We start from the raw sequence: 17,212 nt of genomic DNA on the forward strand, positions 1-17,212 counted from the left end.
TATTATGTATCTAACTCTCCTGCAATCACGTTCATCGATGACATCGTCACAATGGCATCAGATAAAGTTGAACCTTTGATCATCTCTGGGAATGCTTGGTAATATATATATCCTGGTCTACGGAATTTCAAACGATACGGTGTACGTCCTCCATCCGAAACCAAATAGAATCCTAATTCTCCATTACCCCCTTCTACCGAGTGGTAAACCTCACCTACGGGTGCATCAATTTCTCCCATCACAATTTTGAAATGGTAAATCAATGCTTCCATGTTGCGATAAACCTCTTGCTTAGCTGGCAAATAATAATGCGGCGCATCAGCGTGGTAAGGTCCTTCTGGCAAATTATCCATCGCCTGTTGAATGATGCGCAAACTCTGCCACATTTCCTCTTCACGAACTAAAAAACGATCGTATGTATCTCCTTTGGTGCCTACAGGAATTTCAAAATCAAAATCCTCATAGGACGAATATGAGTTTAATGAACGAACGTCATAATCCACACCAGCTGCACGTAAATTAGGTCCTGTAAAACCATAGTTCAAAGCACGTTCTGCTGAAATAGCACCCACGTTTTGTGTACGATCCATGAAAATACGGTTACGAACCACCATGCTCTCAAATTCCTTCAATGCCGCTGGTAACTCCGCCAATATTTTCTTGATTTTTTCAATGGCTACCGGGCTTAAATCCCTTTCCATGCCACCAAAACGACCCATATTAGTCGTTAGACGAGCTCCACATAGCTCTTCATAGATTTCGTAAATAAACTCTCTCCACTGGTATACATACAAGAAACCCGTTAAAGCTCCTGTATCTACTGCTAAAATGGAATTACAAATAATATGATCCGCCAAACGAGCCAATTCCATCATGATCACACGAATGTATTGTGCACGTTTAGGAACTTCAATCCCCAATAATTTTTCTACCGTCATGTGCCAGCCCATATTGTTGATAGGTGCTGAACAGTAATTCATGCGGTCAGTTAATGTGGTAATTTGATAGAAAGGACGACGTTCCGCAATTTTTTCAAATGCACGGTGAATATATCCCACCGTTTGTTCGGCATCCACAATGGTTTCCCCGTCCATCGTCAAGATATTTTGAAAAATACCATGCGTGGCTGGGTGCGTAGGCCCCAGGTTTAGGGTAGTCAACTCGTTCACATAAGGACCGCTTTTAGGCGTCCTATCTAGACCTACGTTGGGGTTATTTACAAATGCTACTTCAGACATGTTTCGCTGGTTGAAGGTAGATTATCTACCAAATAATTCATCTATTTTATCGTGACGAGTGGCATCCTCCAAGGGATATTCCTTACGCATAGGATGGTAATCCATGTCCTCTACGTTCAAAATACGGATCAAATTGGGGTGACCCTCAAAAATAATGCCATAAAAATCAAAGGCTTCACGTTCCATCCAATTGGCGGTAGCAAACAAACCTGTCACGGTAGGAACTTCTGGCTTTTCAATGGGTACATAAATTTTGATCCACAAACGCACATTATTCTCTAAACTATGCAAATGGTATATCACTCCCAATTCTTGTCCTTTTGCTTCAGGAAAATGAATTCCACCTAAATCAGTCAAAAATTGAAACTTCAATACCGGATGTTGATATAGAAAATGAAGCATTGGAACGATGTGTTCCACTTCAGTAGTTACTTGTAAGATTCCATGGGATTCAGCGATACCATAAATGGCCTCTTCTCCGAATTGCCCCTGTAAGGCATCTATAATTTGTTGATTACTCACGTTTTCCATGCTCGATTTACTTATTCAATACCATAAGATTCCAACAAAGCTTTATATTCAGGTTGGTTTCTACGACGAATAGACTCATTTTTTGCTAGCTCTTGGATTTGCATAAAACCATCCAAAATTTGCTCTGGACGTGGCGGGCACCCGGGTACATAAACATCCACAGGAATGATGCGGTCAATTCCTTGTAATACCGAATAGGTATCAAAAATACCTCCAGAACAAGCACAAGCTCCCACAGATAAAACCCAACGAGGCTCTGCCATTTGCAAATACACCTGCTTTACTACCGGAGCCATCTTCTTGGCTATCGTACCCATGACCATCAACACATCGGCTTGGCGAGCAGAAAAACTTAAACGCTCTGCACCAAAACGACCAATGTCGTAGTGAGAAGCCATCGTCGACATGAATTCAATACCGCAGCAAGATGTAGCAAAAGGCAATGGCCAGAGCGAATTTGCTCTAGCCATCCCTACTAATGAATCTAAACTGGTAGCAAAAAATCCCTGACCCTCTAAACCTGCCGGCGCTTCTACGATATTAATTTTTGCGTCACTCATATATCATCTTCTTTTCTATTAAAAATAAACCAAGCAAAAAGCTAAAAGTTTATTTTTCCCAGGTTAAAATACCTTTTTTAATTACGTAGATAAATCCAGCTAATAACAAGCCCATGAACACGATCATTTCATAAAAACCGTTCCATGCTAATTGCTTGAAATTTACTGCCCAAGGGTACATAAATACAATCTCCAAATCAAACAAAACAAACAAGATAGCCACCAAGAAATACTTCACTGAAATAGGTGTACGAGCATCTCCGATGGACTCAATACCACACTCAAATGAATCATCTTTTTTCGCGGAATGACGCTTAGGACCTAAGGAATGTGTCAGGACCATGACCAATACGATAAATGCCAAAGCCGCTGCTAATTGAACGAAAATGGGTAAAAAATCTTGAGGTTGATAGTTCATCTTGTACTTCGCTTAATTTGAAGCGGCAATTTACTCACTAAAATCTAATTTTGAAGATTATTTTATTAAAAATACTTGGTTTTCCCTGGCACAGCTACTGGGTACAAACCATTCGCATCTGGCTTCAATGGCATATCTGCATCCCATGCGAAGCGGCTTGGTGTAATATTGATCCCTGAGTTAATCGCCTTGTCCCACTCGATAATCTGTCCTGAATAGGTAGCCATCCTTCCTAAAATAGAAGTCATGGTAGAATAGGCCCCATTTTCAGCATCCGCAAATTTGTATTCTCCCGCTGCAACAGTTGCCCACAATTCATCATGTTCCGTTTGATATGGATTATTCTCTTTTGTCTTTTTATCAAAAGCATAATTCACATTCCCTTTCAAATCCAAAATTTTGGCTGAATCAAATAGCACTTTCCCCTTCGTTCCCACTAAATGCTCATCTACCTTTGTCCAGGTACCTGGAATATGACGGCATTGACTATTCAAAATGGTTCCATCGGCATATTCAAATTCGACGATATGGTGATCAAAAATTTCACCGTACTCTTTTCCTTTCCTCACTTCTCGTCCACCTGTACCTCTTGCTCGTACAGGATAACCATTTTTCGCCCAGTTGATAACATCAATATTGTGAATGTGTTGCTCAGTGATATGATCACCACAAATCCAATTGAAATAATACCAGTTTCTCATTTGGTATTCCATTTCTGTTTGCCCCTCCTTACGAGGCTTCACCCATACGCCATCATTATTCCACCAGCATGAGGCCGAAACCACATCTCCAATTTGGCCATCTTGCACCCGTTTCATCAAATCACGGTACGAATTTTGATAATGACGTTGTAAACCTACCACGACATTCAACTTTTTCTCTTTGGCGATTTTAGCTGCGGCTAACACCCGTTGTATACCGGCAGGATCCGTAGCCACGGGTTTTTCCATGAATATCTGCTTTCCTAAGCGAACCGCCTCTTCAAAGTGATAGGGACGAAAACCCGGAGGCGTTGTTAGAATTACCACATCAGCTAATGCCATAGCTTGCTTGTAGCCGTCGAAACCTACGAATTTATGATCCTCTGGTACGTTGACTTTCTGATTCACGGGCACGGCTTTAGCTGAGGTATCTTTGGCACGAGAATTCATGACACTCTTATAACAATCATCCAATCGATCTTTGAAGGCATCAGCCATGGCCACTAACTGGATATTTTCTTTCGTACTTAAAGCTTGAATAATTGCCCCTGTACCTCTGCCTCCACAACCAATCAAGGCTACTTTTAAGGTATCTCCCACATTACTTTGACTGAAACTGACACCTGGGTTAGCCTGAGCCACAAGCGGAGCGGCTAGTAGCGCTCCCGCACCAAGGCTCGACTGCACAATGAATTCTCTACGTGAATTTTTCATGTTATTTAGGTATATATTTTGAAGGTTAATAATCTTTTAAATACTTGTCAAAAAAGGCCCGAACTTCTTCAGGACTAGGTTGCTTAGCAGGTCGCATTATACGGAAACCCACGAAAGGGGCATCGGCATTCCACCATTTACTCTTAGGTTCTTGTGGATCTCTTCGGTTCCAAACAGGATCGGCAGCTAATCGACTTGCACTTCGGGCCATTTTGGCTTCATCCCGATAGCTACCACCTTTCACTACGGCATCCGCATATTTATCTTTAAAGATAGCTTGATGCGCTTGTTTATTAGTGGAATAGCTTGGTTCATAGTGATCTAATACCCATTCATGGACATTCCCCAGCATATCATATAATCCCCAGGCATTGGGTTTTTTCTGAGCCACTAAATGGTACTTATCTCCTGAATTGGACGCAATCCAAGCATAATCCTCTACTTTCTCATTGGCATTCTGAGAAGAATATGCGCCTTTGCCGCCTGCTTTACATACATATTCCCATTCCGCTTCCGTAGGCAAACGATAAAATATTTGGGTTTTGGCATATAACCATTTACAATACATGAGGGCTGCAAAATGCTGCATGGAGTTGGCAGGAAAACCTCCTACTTTTCCCATACCTAAAGTAAAATCGATGTAAGGTGGACTAGGGCGAGTAATGGCATCTGGGCCTTCTTTGGCTGGCTTAGGCGCAGGATCTCTATCTTCCTCAAAAAACAATTGGTATTCATCATAGGTCACTTCAGTTTTTCCCATCCAAAAAGCCTCTATGTTGATTTTTTGTTGAGGCCCTTCATCTACATTTCTACCAAGCTCAGAATTAGGACTACCAATGACCAAGGTTCCAGCAGGTATGGCCTGCATATCAAAAGCAACGGTAGAATTTGGAATGATTTGTCGGTAAGATTTTAATGTTTGCCCTTTCCCAATTTGACATATTCCCACACAGCAGGCAAGTACTAATACATGTATTTTTATATTCATTCTTACATTAATTCTAATCGACCTTCAAGATACCATGATTCAATAATATTTCCAATTCCCCTTTTTGGTATTCCCACACAAGTACTTGCACTTGAGGGAAGCTTTTAAGCATCACTTGTAATTCATCCAATTCCATGATGGTGGCAGCAGTAGCTATCCAATCGGCTCTAGCTCCATCAGGTGCTATGGCAGTTGCTGAACGAGCATGTTCTAAACCGATACCCGTTTTGGGATTAAGGACATGGGAATAATTTTTTCCAGCAATTTCAACTTGTTGGTACGTTTTGCCTGAACTAGCAATCGACTGGTTTTTGATTTCTATCAAATCAGTCGAGGTTTTTTTTGAATTAGGCAATTCCAATGCCACTTTCCACGCATCACCTTGAGGATTTACTTGACTTGCACTGATTTTTCCACCGGCATCCACCAAAGCATAGGGATATCCTGATTTCACTAAATAATCCAAAACCCGCTGAGCAACAAAACCTTTTCCAATTGACCCCACATCCAATTGACAATCAGAATTTGTTAATCGAATGGCACTACTATCGGCATTAAATTCCAAACAAGGACTTTGAATGGCTTTGGCCCATTTTTGAAGCAATGCTGGATCAGGCAAAATTTGAGCCTTGCGGGCAATTCGCCAAGCTGCGACTAATTTGCCTATGAAAATAGTAAGGTCTCCTCCACTTTGTTGCTTGGCCCACAAAGATTCTTTCAAAATGGCTTTAAATGGCTCTTGAATGGGGTAAAATTGGCCTGAACCAGCCCGTTGATTCACTTGACTTAGATCGGATTTTGCCTGATAATCACTCAGCTGCATTTCCAAATCTTGGGCCAATGATTGAGCCTTTTGTATGGTTTGTGAAAGGCCTACGGTATCTTGACAAGAAACAATGATGCGAAAGGGAGATCCCATTCGGGCCGTTTCGAATCGATATTTGGTCCATTGGGCTTGGGTTAAAAAGCCACAACAAATGAAGTAGAAGCTGATGAGAAGGGTTTTTTTATTCATCATTCAAATATTACAAAAAAAATCTGTACTTTTGTCTGGCAAATAAGGGTACGGTTCGCCTTCATCCGATAAATCCAATTCCCATTCAATTTATTTGCCATGCTTGATTCATCCAAATTTCTTTTCGAAGCACTTACTTACGACGACGTCCTGTTGCTTCCTGCCTATTCTGAAGTCTTACCTCGCGATGTAAAGACTCAAACTCGACTGACCAAAAACATCAGTTTGAATATCCCGATTGTTTCTGCCGCCATGGATACTGTTACAGAAGCTGATTTAGCCATTGCTTTAGCACAAGAAGGGGGAATCGGAATCATTCATAAAAACATGACCATACAGCAACAAGCAGCACAAGTTCGTAAAGTGAAGCGTTCTGAATCGGGAATGATTATTGATCCTATTACTTTACATGATACTCAAACTTTAGGTGACGCGCAGCGCATCATGAAGGAATTCAAAATCGGAGGTATACCAGTCATTGATACACAAGGAATTTTAGTAGGGATTTTGACAAACCGTGATTTACGTTTCCAAAAAGAAACGGCCAGACCGGTACATGAAATCATGACTAGGGTGAACCTGATTACAGCGAATGAAGGAATAAGCATGGAAGCGGCTGAAAGTATTTTGCAAGAGCATAAAATTGAAAAATTACCCATCATTGACAAGAATGGTCGATTGATTGGATTAATTACGTATAAAGATATTTTAAAACGCAAAAGCCATCCCTTAGCTTCTAAGGATCCTTTGGGACGCTTACGAGTTGGGGCCGCTGTGGGAGTTACACCTGATTTATTAGATCGGGTGCAAGCCTTGGTTCAAGTAGGTGTAGACGTAATTAGTATAGATACTGCCCATGGGCATTCCAAAGGAGTCATTGATGCCCTAAAAGCAGTAAAAACTTCGTACCCTAGCTTGGATGTGATTGTGGGAAACATTGCTACAGGCGAAGCAGCAAAAGCTTTGGCAGAAGCAGGAGCCGATGCCGTAAAAGTAGGTGTAGGACCTGGAAGTATTTGTACAACCCGCATTATTGCAGGTGTGGGAATGCCCCAATTAACAGCCGTTTATGAGGCAGCTAAGGCCCTAGAACCTTATAATGTTCCATTAATTGCCGATGGTGGTATTCGTTTTTCAGGAGATATAGCCAAAGCCATCGCTGGTGGAGCTAGTACTGTGATGATTGGTTCACTATTAGCAGGTACCGATGAGGCACCAGGTGAAATGATCATTTTGGAAGGCCGTAAATTTAAATCTTACCGAGGAATGGGTTCATTAGAAGCTATGGAAGATGGATCTAAGGACCGTTATTTCCAAGATGCAGAAGATGATATTAAAAAATTAGTTCCAGAAGGAATCGTTGGTCGTGTACCATTTAAGGGTTCTGTAACGGAGATTTTATACCAAATGGTGGGAGGTTTGAAAGCTGGAATGGGCTATTGTGGAGCTGGAACCATCAGCGACATGCAACAAGCCAAATTTGTCAAGATTACTTCTGCTGGAGTAAAAGAAAGTCATCCGCATGACGTTAGTATTTCCAAAGAAGCACCTAACTATAGTGCTAAGTAAAAAAAACAAGCTCTGGATTTAAATCCAGAGCTTGATCATAGAAAATAACTGAAATTCTGTACCGAATAGCAGATGGTTTAAAACCATGATTGACTTTATCAAACAAGCTCTGGATTTAAATCCAGAGCTTGATCATAGAAAATAACTGAAATTCTGTACCGAATAGCAGATGGTTTAAAACCATGATTGACTTAATCAAACAAGCTCTGGATTTAAATCCAGAGCTTGATCATAGAAAATAACTGAAATTCTGTACCAAATAGCAGATGGTTTAAAACCATGATTGACTTAATCAAACAAGCTCTGGATTTAAATCCAGAGCTTGATCATAGAAAATAACTGAAATTCTGTACTCAATGGTAGATGGCTTGAAACCATGATTGCCTTAAACAAACAAGCTCTGGATTTAAATCCAGAGCTTAATAATAGAAAATAACTGAAATTCTGTACTCAATGGTAGATGGCTTGAAACCATGATTGCCTTAAACAAACAAGCTCTGGATTTAAATCCAGAGCTTGTTTGTTTATCTACAAATTCAATTACTTATACAGGATAATTATGTACCGTATCCACAAAACATTTCACCTTATCCGGGTGAATATCGGGATAAACACCATGACCTAAATTGGCAATGTAGCGCTGAGTGCCGAATTGATCAATCATCTTTTTGGTCTCAGTTTCCACCGTTTTAAAATCTCCATATAAAGCACATGGATCCAAATTACCTTGAAGAGTTCTATTGGGTCCCACCAACTGTCGAGATTCCTGAATATCCATATTCCAATCCAAACCTATGGTAGCACAGTTTAATTGAGCCATTTCTTCTCTGGCAAAAAATGCACCTTTGGCAAATAAAGTAAGAGGAACTTCCGTCAAAGCATCACAAATTTGCTTGAGGTAAGGAGTAGAAAAAGCACTATATTGGACTGGGGATAAAATACCCGCCCATGAATCAAATACTTGAATCAAATTAGCACCAACTGCTACTTGTGCTTTCAAATAAGCGATGGTCGAGTCTGTAATCTTTTGTAATAATGCATGAGCCAATGCCGGTTCGGCATAAAGCATTTTCTTAGCTTGCGAAAAAGTTTTTGAGCCTTTACCTTCTACCATATAACAGAAAATTGTAAATGGTGCACCTGCAAAACCAATTAAAGGAATTTTGCCAGACAATTCCCGCTTGACAATTTTAATAGCATCTAATACATAAGCCAAATCCTCTTCAGGTACTGCCGTTTTCAAAGCATCAATATCCGCTTGTGAGCGAATCACCTGCGGAAAAATAGGTCCCTTTTGCTCCTCCATGACATAGGGTAAACCCATGGCTTCTGGAACAACCAATATATCAGAAAATATAATGGCAGCATCCACGTCAAAACGATTTACAGGCTGAATCGTTACCTCTGCTGCCCACTCTGGATGTGTCGCCAAACCAATGAAGGACCCAGCTTTAGCTCTCACCTCTCGATACTCTGGTAATATTCTTCCTGCTTGACGCATCACCCATACTGGGATTCTATCAACAGGCAATCCTTTTGCAGCCCTTATCAGGCGATCATTTTGTAAAACTTCCATATCTTTAATCAAGCCACAAAGGTAGGGAAGAAATGGTAAATGATAAATGATAAATTTTGAATTGTGAATGCCTGAATGACGTTGATCGTTTTGTCTACTTTTGGATTCTACATGTTTCTTAATTAGGTTAATCAAAACGAAAGATTGGAGCGAAGCGAAAGGCGGATATTTGACCTTGCGCATAGGCCATGAGCGTCGGCGTCAAAGATTAAAGCCGTAAGCGGAGAGACAATCGGTTCTTCCAAGCAGAATTCGTCTTGGATTAAACGTACACCTGCTTTTTTTTTGTTTCTTTTTTTTCGTAAAAAAAGAAAATCCTAAGATAGAGCTGTTACGGTAAAGATAATTTAGTACGATAAAGTAAGGTCTATTTCTTAACATTAATAAAATAGTATTTAATCCACTTTATCGTGTTATAATTCCCAAGACCTTTCTTTTTTTATGAAAAAAAGAAAGGCCAAAGGAAGTATTAGTAAATAAATCACTAAACTATTCAATTTTACGGAACATCATTTACTTAGGCTTTTCTCGATTATAATGTAATACAGCACGGCCAACTTCCTTGAATAGCGTTTCGAAATTATTGATTTTACGATGCCGTAAATAATATCTAATCCCTAATAACTACTAATATCCTTGTATCTTTGTGGTTCTTTAATATGTACCCTATGCAAGTTATTAGTGCTCAATTCATCACCAGTAATACCGATTACTTAAAATGCCCCCCCGACAAATTCCCTGAATTTGCCTTTATTGGCCGTTCAAATGTGGGTAAATCTTCCTTAATCAACTCCATCACCTTTCATAAAAAACTGGCTAAAACCTCTCAAACACCCGGTAAAACGCAGTTAATCAATCATTTTTTGATTAATGATAACTGGTATTTAGTGGACTTACCCGGCTATGGTTATGCACAGGTAAGCAAAGAAAAGAGAAAGGAATTCGAAAAAATGATTTTGGATTACTTAATCAATCGTAAAAGCCTAACTTGTTTGTTTTTACTGGTCGACTTACGTTTAAAGCCTCAACCCGTGGATATTGCTTTCATGGAAAGAATGGCAGAAGAGCAAATTCCTTTTTACCTCGTGTTCACTAAGGCTGATAAATTATCTCAAAAACAGGTAGATGATCATTTCAAGCATTACCAGGAATTCCTACTACAATCATGGGAGGCTTTACCAAGAATGTTCATCACTTCTGCTGAAAAACACCAAGGAAGAGAAGAAATCTTAGCCAGTATTCAGGAATTAATTGACACATCTCCCTATAAATCAAGGAAATCTTAATATTTTTGCGACCGAATTAAACATCACACATGGAATTATTAAATGAAATTGCCCACATCTCAGGCAAAAGCGGATTATTTAGAGTATTGAAACCCACACGTACCGGGGTTATTGTAGAAACATTAGATGCTCTAAAGCAAAAGTCTGTTGTTAGTGGTCAAACACGTATCTCGGTTTTAAAGGACATTTCCCTTTACCTTGATGATCATCAAGACAGCACATTGCCTTTAGGTGACTTATTTCAATTGATTCATTCCGTTTGTCAAGGTAATTTGAACATTGAACCTAAAAAAGCAAGTGATTCGGAATTATTTGGATTATTAGCTAGCATCGTTCCCAACTACGATTCAGACCGAGTATATGCTTCGGATATCAAAAAAATCCTTTCTTGGTATTTGATTTTGGTCAACAATACACCAGATATGTTTCAAACAGCTCCTGCTGTAGAGGAACCCAAAGCTGAAAAAGTGGCTAAAGCACCCAAAGCGGTGAAAGAAGTAAAAGTAGCGACAGAAGCAACAGAAGAAAAAGTAGCTAAAGCTCCTAAAAAAACAAAAGCGACTAAATAAGTCGCTCAGAATACATAAATAAAAAAATCCCGAGCTATTCGGGATTTTTTTATTTGATTATTTCAATGAGTTGATCCAAACAGCAATCTTCATGGCATCCGCCTTTGGCACATTTTTCAATGCCATCATCGGTGGATAACCTGGCCAGTTCTCAGGCTTTGGATTCGCGATTAATTCTACAATTTTTGCATTACTATACTTTTTCTTAGCTACATCCGTATAAGCCGGACCAACTAAACGAGCATCTACCTTATGGCAAGCAAAGCAAGTATATTTTTGCATTAATGGCTTGATATCAGCAGGAAAATCGTCGGCATTAGCTTGGAAACCAAATGCAAATGTTCCTAAAGTTACAGCCAAAATAAATTTTGATATTTTTTTCATTTTGATTGAATGTTTAATTGTACGCAAAATAAGGGATTAAAACGTTATTTTCTATATGCTCCTACGCATATTTCTCCCTTTTTATTAAATAGAAGCATGAAATGCATCCACTGCTGCTCTAACACTTCCATGCTGATCCAATAATTCGGATGCTTTATCCTCAGAAACTCCAGTGGCTTCTTTCACCATTCTAATAGCTCGTAATACCAATTTGTGGTTACTTAACGCCATATCCACCATTTTATTTCCTCTAACCCGTCCCAAACGAATCATCACCGCCGTAGAAATCATATTCAATACCAATTTCTGTGCAGTTCCTGATTTCATTCGTGTACTTCCCGTTACATATTCAGGCCCTACAACCACTTCAATGGGATATTGGGCTACTTGCGCTATGGCACTTCCTTTATTGCATACAATGCAGGCCGTTAAAACACCATGGGTATTAGCATCTCGTAAACCTCCTATGACATAGGGTGTTCTACCTGAAGCGGCAATACCAATTACGGCATCGTTTTCATCAATACCATATGCCTTCATATCCAACCATGCCTGCTTTTCATCATCTTCGGCATTTTCTACCGCCTTACGAATAGCTCCATCTCCCCCCGCAATCAACCCTATCACCCAATCGTGGGGAACACCATAGGTAGGCGGGCACTCAGAGGCATCTACAACGCCCAACCGACCACTTGTTCCAGCACCAATATAAAACAAGCGCCCCCCCCTTTCCATGCGAGCTACGACCTGCTCCACTACTTTTTCAATTTGTGGAATCACCATTTCCACCGAATAGGGAACAGTCTTATCCTCCGCATTGATTTGTCGTAAAATCGTATCAACAGACTGTTTATCCAAATCCAAATAATTGGAGTCAGATTCGGTTGCTAGCTTACTTAAATTCTCAGTCATTATTTCGTAGAAAGTGCGTAAAAGTGCTTGAAAAAGTGAGGGATGGTTTCAATCCCTTTATAAAAATTAAACAAACCAAAATGCTCATTCGGAGAATGTATCGCATCCGAATCTAAACCAAATCCCATCAAGACCGACTTGATTCCCAATTCCTTTTCAAAAACCGTAGGAACAGGTATACTTCCTCCTCCTCTAGTAGGTACAGGTTCTTTCCCAAATGTTTCTGCTAAGGCTTTAGAAGCTGCTTGGTATGCGATGGTATCTGTAGGCATCACATAAGCCTCCCCTCCATGATGTGGAGTCACGGTTACCTTTACTCCTTTCGGTGCAATGGACTTAAAATGATCCGTAAACAATTGAGTAATCTTTTCGGAACTTTGATTTGGAACCAAACGCATGGATATCTTAGCATGTGCTAAGGATGGTAAAACAGTTTTAGCTCCTTCTCCAATATATCCTCCCCAAATTCCATTCACATCCAAGGTTGGACGAATGGATGCTCTTTCCAATGTGGAATACCCTTTTTCTCCATGTACTGAAGCTATCCCTAAATCTTTTTGATATGCCTCTAAATCAAAAGGTGTCTGAGCCATAGCAGCTCTATCGGTAGCTCCTAATTCTTGTACAGCTTCGTAAAATCCAGGTATGGTTATTTGATTAAATTCATCATGCATCGAGGCAATCATCTCACACAAAATGTTGATGGGATTGGCCACCGCTCCTCCATAAACTCCCGAATGTAAGTCGCGATTAGGACCTTGTACCGTAACTTCCAAGTAACTTAAACCTCTCAATCCCACATCAATAGAAGGAATATCATTAGCTATAATGGCCGTATCTGAAATCAAAATGACATCCGCTTGGAGTAACTCTTTATTATTTGCCACAAAAATGGCCAAGTTATTGGAACCAATCTCTTCTTCGCCTTCGATCATAAACTTGATATTACAGGGCAAGTTATTGGTAGCTAACATAGCTTCAAAGGCTTTTACGTGCATGAAGACCTGACCTTTGTCATCGCATGAACCACGGGCATAAATAATTTCATCTTTGATAACTGGCTCAAAAGGTGGGCTTTCCCACAATTCCAAAGGATCGGCTGGCTGCACATCATAATGCCCATATACCAAGACCGTAGGAGCCTTGGGGTCAATCATCTTCTCTCCATAAACGACAGGAAAACCTGCTGTTTCTTCCAGTCGAACCTGATCAGCACCGGATTGACGTAAATTATTGGCTATAAACTCCGCTGCTCTGCGTACATCTCCGGCATAGGTTGGGTCCGCAGAAATAGACGGTATGCGTAATAAATCAAGAAGTTCTTCTAAAAATCGCTGTTGATTAGCTTGAATATAAGCTTGTGTTTTTTTCATATCGATAGGTGAATGGGAGTAAATCATCCACGTGCAAAGATAAAAAAAAACGACTTAGGATTGTTTCTTTCGGGGGATTAGATACATCCGATTTTCTGTACCTTGAAGGATGCGGGCAATATTTTTACGGTGCATAAAGATCACCAAAAAAGCGACTATGAAACCAAAATAGATCAAAATTGGGAATTCATCTCCAAATACCTTAAAAACCATCAAGAATGGAAAAACCAAAGAAGCAATCATGGAACCTAAGGAGACGTAATTTGAAACATAGAATACCAGTAAAAACACCGCTATACTGACTAAAGCTGCTTCTGGATGTAAGGCCAAGACCATACCCATCAATGTTGCTACGCCTTTACCTCCCTTAAAATCACAAAAAACAGGTAGTAAATGACCTAAAACGGCCAAAAAGCCAAACACGATTTTTAATGACACACAAGTTTGCCAATCAATCAAATGAAGGTAAAACAAAAAAGTAGAAAGAGAGGTGGCTAAAAACCCTTTAAAAGCATCCACAAATAACACAATGCTTCCCGCTTTTTTACCTAATACTCGGAATGTATTGGTGGCCCCAGCATTACCACTTCCTAAGGTACGTATATCCACCCCATGGTAGGCTTCACCATACCAAATGGCCGTTGGAATTGAGCCCAAAATATAGCTCAACAAACAAAGTCCAATGAGAATCAAAATCATAATAATATTAAAGGTCACCATAGTTCAAAAAGGCGCAGAACCCAAATATAGGGGTGCAAAAAGCCAAAATCAAGAAGATTAAAAACATTCTTGAAATGTTTAAATTTTCATCTTAATAATATACCAAAAATGCCTAAAATGAGAAATTAACCGAAGCCATCAAGCGAAAAGCCTTAGGTGAACCATGGTCCATATATGTCAAACGATGGAAGGCTTGAATCCTAAATAATTTAAAAATATTATCGATCCCATATCCCACCTCAGCATAGGGTATATTGGGATTTAGAGAATCAAAGGAATACATATCTAAAAACTTCGATTTCAATGGATTATTTACATCCTTCATGATGTCTTTATTTTCCTTTCTTTGACTACCCCAAAGTAAATTTCCACTGGCAATAAATCTCCATTTTAATTTCTTGATTAATGGAATTCGATTAAACAACAATCCTTCAAAATTATGATTGTATTGCAAGGAGACGAATTGATCGCTGACAAACTCAAAATAATTCATAGTAGAGAAGGCGCTTCTCACAAAAAATAAGGTCTCATTTCCTAAATGAGGAAATAATAAAGGGGCAGGTAAATTTGATGGTGTGTACCCTAAGGAGAGGGTATAATCAGACCGACCAAATGTTCCTAACCTAAATGTTTGATAGGCTTTCAAAGTAAAGCGCTCATAATCAAAATCACCTCCTAAAAAGCCTTTGAATCCTCGCTGGTAGCGGAATGTAACTACCGGAATCCGCTTAGTAGAAAGCGTAATTCGCTCATTCCCATTCATAATGAAGGTCTCCCCTTTGGCAAATCTAGCCTCTAAGGTGACGAAGGACTCTTGATAATAATCTTGTACAGGAGATGCATCTCCTAATTCCGGATTTAAACGATACTGGAATCTAAACAATGGATCAAATGAACGCGTGTTCATTTGTGCCATAAAACTCAATCCCTTGGTCACTTCTGTACTAAAAAACGCCTCACTTTCTCTTCTAAAAAAGGCACCAGAGAATGCACCCCAGCGAGTGAAAGCATAAAATAAGCGATTATCTCCAATCAACTCAGGCGTTAAACCAACCCGTTCTATATCATAGGAATGCCGCAAACCAGCAATTGTCCACTTAGCTTTAGAGAAAAGATAATTGACTTCAATTGAATATTTAGGAACTAAATCTCGGGTACCAAAACCCACATTGCCTCGTAAAATCCAATGCTTATCAAAATTGGAGTTTGTTCTAAACCCCAATCTAAATCGAGCTCCTTCCAATCGATTCACGGCAATACTGCTCAAATATGGCCCAACTTCAATATCATTGAATTTCTTGTAACCACTCAGTGCAATCTCCGCAATTTCAACATAAGTCCGAACAATCGGTAGATTCTTCACCGAATCAATTAAAGCAAAGGCCGTTAAATCTTGTCGACTCAAGGGCTCATACCGTGCATGTTTCCAAAACTCTGGGTCAGGTTCTTTAGCATCCTCGGCAACCTCCGAAGTTAAATCATAAAAATCCAGCGATTTAGGCTGATTCACCACAAAACCTTTATTGGAAATATACATCTTCAACAACATCCCAGCTGAACCTTTGGTCAGCTCTTCAATATCAATCAAAAAACGGGTACGGGAAGGTAACCAAGCTCCTTCTCCCACCTGTTCTAATTCCTGGGATATTTTAATTTTATCTATGAAATTCAAATTGGCTTGCTTATCGATAGCCGCATCTATTTGAACCAAAGCAAAACTCGTGGTATCTATCCACATTTGACCCGTAAACACTAAATCCTGTGGATTTCTAGGATCAAAATCCAATTGATAGCAAACATGGCCATCCACATTGACGGTATCCCCAAGAAAGAACTTGTAATTCCCTTTCCAATTATCTCCAATGGGACTGGCAAAATCCTTACCAAAAAAAGGAACATAATTTTGGTAAAAATTATAATTAGCTATCAAATTCCCCCCGACCAATTGGGAAATAAAACCTCCATCCTGAACACCAACACCTTTTATATTGGTCTTGATAATTTTCTCCTTCTTTCGTTTAGGCGACTCTCGATAATAAAATTTACTGATGGACTCGGATATATAGGTCGGAATGACAGGCTTTCCATCCTCCCCCGCTTCTTTCTCAAACTTCTTAATGGAAGATTCTATCTGTTTCATGATTTTCGAATTCCTCAATTTCTCCGAAATGTTATCCACATCCAGCTCCATTTTGGTATAAGAATCATACTCGTAGGCCGTCAATTTATTGCGATCATTCACGTCACGCTGCTTGACCACTTGACGTAATATTTTAAAAGCGGGATTCTCACCCGAATACACGATAACCTCTTGTAAGGACCTTTGTGCAGGATCCATTTGAAAATTTACTTCCTGAAATGCTTTCTTTTTGTCAATGAATTTGACACGTTTTTTATACCCAACAAAGGATACAAAAAGAGAATCCGTTAAGACTTTGGAATGAAAGGTATATTCACCTTGAAAATTAGTGGTCGTCCCTAAATTTAGACCCACCAAGCCCACCGATGCAAAGGGTACTGGATCTCCATTTGAAGCATCAGTTACTCTTCCCTTGATCACAAATTGTGCCTGAGCCCAATGTACACCCACCAAAAGAATCAGCAGAGCCAAAAATACACGACTGCTCCAATTCATTAATCTACCGTTGAACAAGGTTA

16 protein-coding genes are annotated in these 17,212 nt (G+C 39.7%); 3 read left to right on the plus strand and 13 right to left on the minus strand.

All coding sequences use genetic code 11. The annotated features are described in order from the left end of the window. Positions 1–2: 2 nt before the first annotated feature. The 7 genes from U0R11_RS00680 to U0R11_RS00710 all read right to left on the minus strand — a co-directional run bounded on the left by U0R11_RS00680 (position 3) and on the right by U0R11_RS00710 (position 6,165). On the minus strand, positions 3–1,238 hold the full coding sequence (locus U0R11_RS00680) for an NADH-quinone oxidoreductase subunit D (RefSeq protein WP_406749335.1): 1,236 nt from the start codon (positions 1,236–1,238) through the stop codon (positions 3–5). A 21-nt stretch (positions 1,239–1,259) separates the two neighbouring features. Then, a complete protein-coding gene (locus U0R11_RS00685) occupies positions 1,260–1,769 on the minus strand; it encodes an NADH-quinone oxidoreductase subunit C (RefSeq protein WP_269002543.1) in 510 nt (169 codons plus the stop codon). Positions 1,770–1,780: 11 nt separating this feature from the next. Further along, positions 1,781–2,329 carry an NADH-quinone oxidoreductase subunit B gene (locus U0R11_RS00690; protein ID WP_109322264.1) on the minus strand — a complete coding sequence of 183 codons (549 nt, stop codon included), beginning with the start codon at positions 2,327–2,329 and terminating at the stop codon, positions 1,781–1,783. Between the two features lie 49 nt (positions 2,330–2,378). After that, positions 2,379–2,747: an NADH-quinone oxidoreductase subunit A gene (locus U0R11_RS00695; RefSeq protein ID WP_166374667.1), complete on the minus strand. Its 369-nt coding sequence runs from the start codon at positions 2,745–2,747 to the stop codon at positions 2,379–2,381. 65 nt (positions 2,748–2,812) lie between these two features. Further along, the gene (locus U0R11_RS00700) at positions 2,813–4,162 is read right to left on the minus strand and encodes a Gfo/Idh/MocA family protein (protein WP_406749336.1); all 1,350 of its coding nucleotides are present in this window, start codon (positions 4,160–4,162) and stop codon (positions 2,813–2,815) included. Positions 4,163–4,187: 25 nt separating this feature from the next. Beyond that, complete coding sequence (locus U0R11_RS00705; RefSeq protein WP_406749337.1) at positions 4,188–5,150, minus strand: formylglycine-generating enzyme family protein; 963 nt, start codon at positions 5,148–5,150, stop codon at positions 4,188–4,190. Between the two features lie 13 nt (positions 5,151–5,163). Beyond that, positions 5,164–6,165, minus strand: a complete 1,002-nt coding sequence (locus U0R11_RS00710; RefSeq protein WP_406749338.1) for an FAD:protein FMN transferase — start codon at positions 6,163–6,165, stop codon at positions 5,164–5,166. Positions 6,166–6,264: 99 nt separating this feature from the next. Here U0R11_RS00710 and guaB point away from each other — a divergent pair, with 99 nt between their 5' ends. Beyond that, positions 6,265–7,734 (plus strand): IMP dehydrogenase, encoded by a 1,470-nt coding sequence (gene guaB, locus U0R11_RS00715; RefSeq protein WP_406749339.1) that lies wholly within the window; start codon positions 6,265–6,267, stop codon positions 7,732–7,734. A gap of 544 nt (positions 7,735–8,278) precedes the next feature. Here the strand turns inward: guaB and hemE are convergent. Then, on the minus strand, positions 8,279–9,310 hold the full coding sequence (hemE, locus tag U0R11_RS00720) for a uroporphyrinogen decarboxylase (protein WP_406749340.1): 1,032 nt from the start codon (positions 9,308–9,310) through the stop codon (positions 8,279–8,281). Positions 9,311–9,978: 668 nt separating this feature from the next. Here hemE and yihA point away from each other — a divergent pair. Together yihA and U0R11_RS00730 are read left to right on the plus strand one after the other, a co-directional pair. Further along, the gene (gene yihA, locus U0R11_RS00725) at positions 9,979–10,596 is read left to right on the plus strand and encodes a ribosome biogenesis GTP-binding protein YihA/YsxC (RefSeq protein WP_406749341.1); all 618 of its coding nucleotides are present in this window, start codon (positions 9,979–9,981) and stop codon (positions 10,594–10,596) included. Positions 10,597–10,625: 29 nt separating this feature from the next. Continuing rightward, positions 10,626–11,165 carry a DUF5606 family protein gene (locus U0R11_RS00730; protein WP_406749342.1) on the plus strand — a complete coding sequence of 180 codons (540 nt, stop codon included), beginning with the start codon at positions 10,626–10,628 and terminating at the stop codon, positions 11,163–11,165. 57 nt (positions 11,166–11,222) lie between these two features. Here U0R11_RS00730 and U0R11_RS00735 read toward each other — a convergent pair whose 3' ends face one another. From U0R11_RS00735 to U0R11_RS00755, 5 genes are all read right to left on the minus strand, one after another. Continuing rightward, positions 11,223–11,549, minus strand: a complete 327-nt coding sequence (locus U0R11_RS00735) for a c-type cytochrome (protein WP_406749343.1) — start codon at positions 11,547–11,549, stop codon at positions 11,223–11,225. An 84-nt stretch (positions 11,550–11,633) separates the two neighbouring features. Then, entirely contained in the window at positions 11,634–12,461 is an 828-nt protein-coding gene (murQ, locus tag U0R11_RS00740) for an N-acetylmuramic acid 6-phosphate etherase (RefSeq protein WP_406749344.1), read from the minus strand. Continuing rightward, the gene (locus U0R11_RS00745) at positions 12,461–13,834 is read right to left on the minus strand and encodes a dipeptidase (protein ID WP_406749345.1); all 1,374 of its coding nucleotides are present in this window, start codon (positions 13,832–13,834) and stop codon (positions 12,461–12,463) included. Before U0R11_RS00745 ends, murQ begins: the two co-directional genes overlap by 1 nt. A 54-nt stretch (positions 13,835–13,888) precedes the next feature. Continuing rightward, positions 13,889–14,533, minus strand: coding sequence for a glycerol-3-phosphate 1-O-acyltransferase PlsY (gene plsY / locus U0R11_RS00750; protein ID WP_406749346.1), 645 nt, complete (start codon positions 14,531–14,533; stop codon positions 13,889–13,891). 133 nt (positions 14,534–14,666) lie between these two features. Beyond that, on the minus strand, positions 14,667–17,189 hold the full coding sequence (locus U0R11_RS00755) for a DUF5686 and carboxypeptidase-like regulatory domain-containing protein (protein ID WP_406749347.1): 2,523 nt from the start codon (positions 17,187–17,189) through the stop codon (positions 14,667–14,669). Positions 17,190–17,212 lie beyond the last annotated feature (23 nt).

This window comes from Aquirufa salirivi, from assembly GCF_045310485.1.
GTDB classification, from domain to species: domain Bacteria; phylum Bacteroidota; class Bacteroidia; order Cytophagales; family Spirosomataceae; genus Aquirufa; species Aquirufa salirivi.

Excerpts from the sequence above, each read along its gene's own strand:
- U0R11_RS00680 (WP_406749335.1), bottom strand. The coding sequence starts at position 1,238 with ATGTCTGAAGTAGCATTTGTAAATAACCCCAACGTAGGTCTAGATAGG.
- U0R11_RS00685 (WP_269002543.1), bottom strand. The coding sequence starts at position 1,769 with ATGGAAAACGTGAGTAATCAACAAATTATAGATGCCTTACAGGGGCAA.
- U0R11_RS00690 (WP_109322264.1), bottom strand. The coding sequence starts at position 2,329 with ATGAGTGACGCAAAAATTAATATCGTAGAAGCGCCGGCAGGTTTAGAG.
- U0R11_RS00695 (WP_166374667.1), bottom strand. The coding sequence starts at position 2,747 with ATGAACTATCAACCTCAAGATTTTTTACCCATTTTCGTTCAATTAGCA.
- U0R11_RS00700 (WP_406749336.1), bottom strand. The coding sequence starts at position 4,162 with ATGAAAAATTCACGTAGAGAATTCATTGTGCAGTCGAGCCTTGGTGCG.
- U0R11_RS00705 (WP_406749337.1), bottom strand. The coding sequence starts at position 5,150 with ATGAATATAAAAATACATGTATTAGTACTTGCCTGCTGTGTGGGAATA.
- U0R11_RS00710 (WP_406749338.1), bottom strand. The coding sequence starts at position 6,165 with ATGAATAAAAAAACCCTTCTCATCAGCTTCTACTTCATTTGTTGTGGC.
- guaB (WP_406749339.1), top strand. The coding sequence starts at position 6,265 with ATGCTTGATTCATCCAAATTTCTTTTCGAAGCACTTACTTACGACGAC.
- hemE (WP_406749340.1), bottom strand. The coding sequence starts at position 9,310 with ATGGAAGTTTTACAAAATGATCGCCTGATAAGGGCTGCAAAAGGATTG.
- yihA (WP_406749341.1), top strand. The coding sequence starts at position 9,979 with ATGCAAGTTATTAGTGCTCAATTCATCACCAGTAATACCGATTACTTA.
- U0R11_RS00730 (WP_406749342.1), top strand. The coding sequence starts at position 10,626 with ATGGAATTATTAAATGAAATTGCCCACATCTCAGGCAAAAGCGGATTA.
- U0R11_RS00735 (WP_406749343.1), bottom strand. The coding sequence starts at position 11,549 with ATGAAAAAAATATCAAAATTTATTTTGGCTGTAACTTTAGGAACATTT.
- murQ (WP_406749344.1), bottom strand. The coding sequence starts at position 12,461 with ATGACTGAGAATTTAAGTAAGCTAGCAACCGAATCTGACTCCAATTAT.
- U0R11_RS00745 (WP_406749345.1), bottom strand. The coding sequence starts at position 13,834 with ATGAAAAAAACACAAGCTTATATTCAAGCTAATCAACAGCGATTTTTA.
- plsY (WP_406749346.1), bottom strand. The coding sequence starts at position 14,533 with ATGATTTTGATTCTCATTGGACTTTGTTTGTTGAGCTATATTTTGGGC.
- U0R11_RS00755 (WP_406749347.1), bottom strand. The coding sequence starts at position 17,189 with ATGAATTGGAGCAGTCGTGTATTTTTGGCTCTGCTGATTCTTTTGGTG.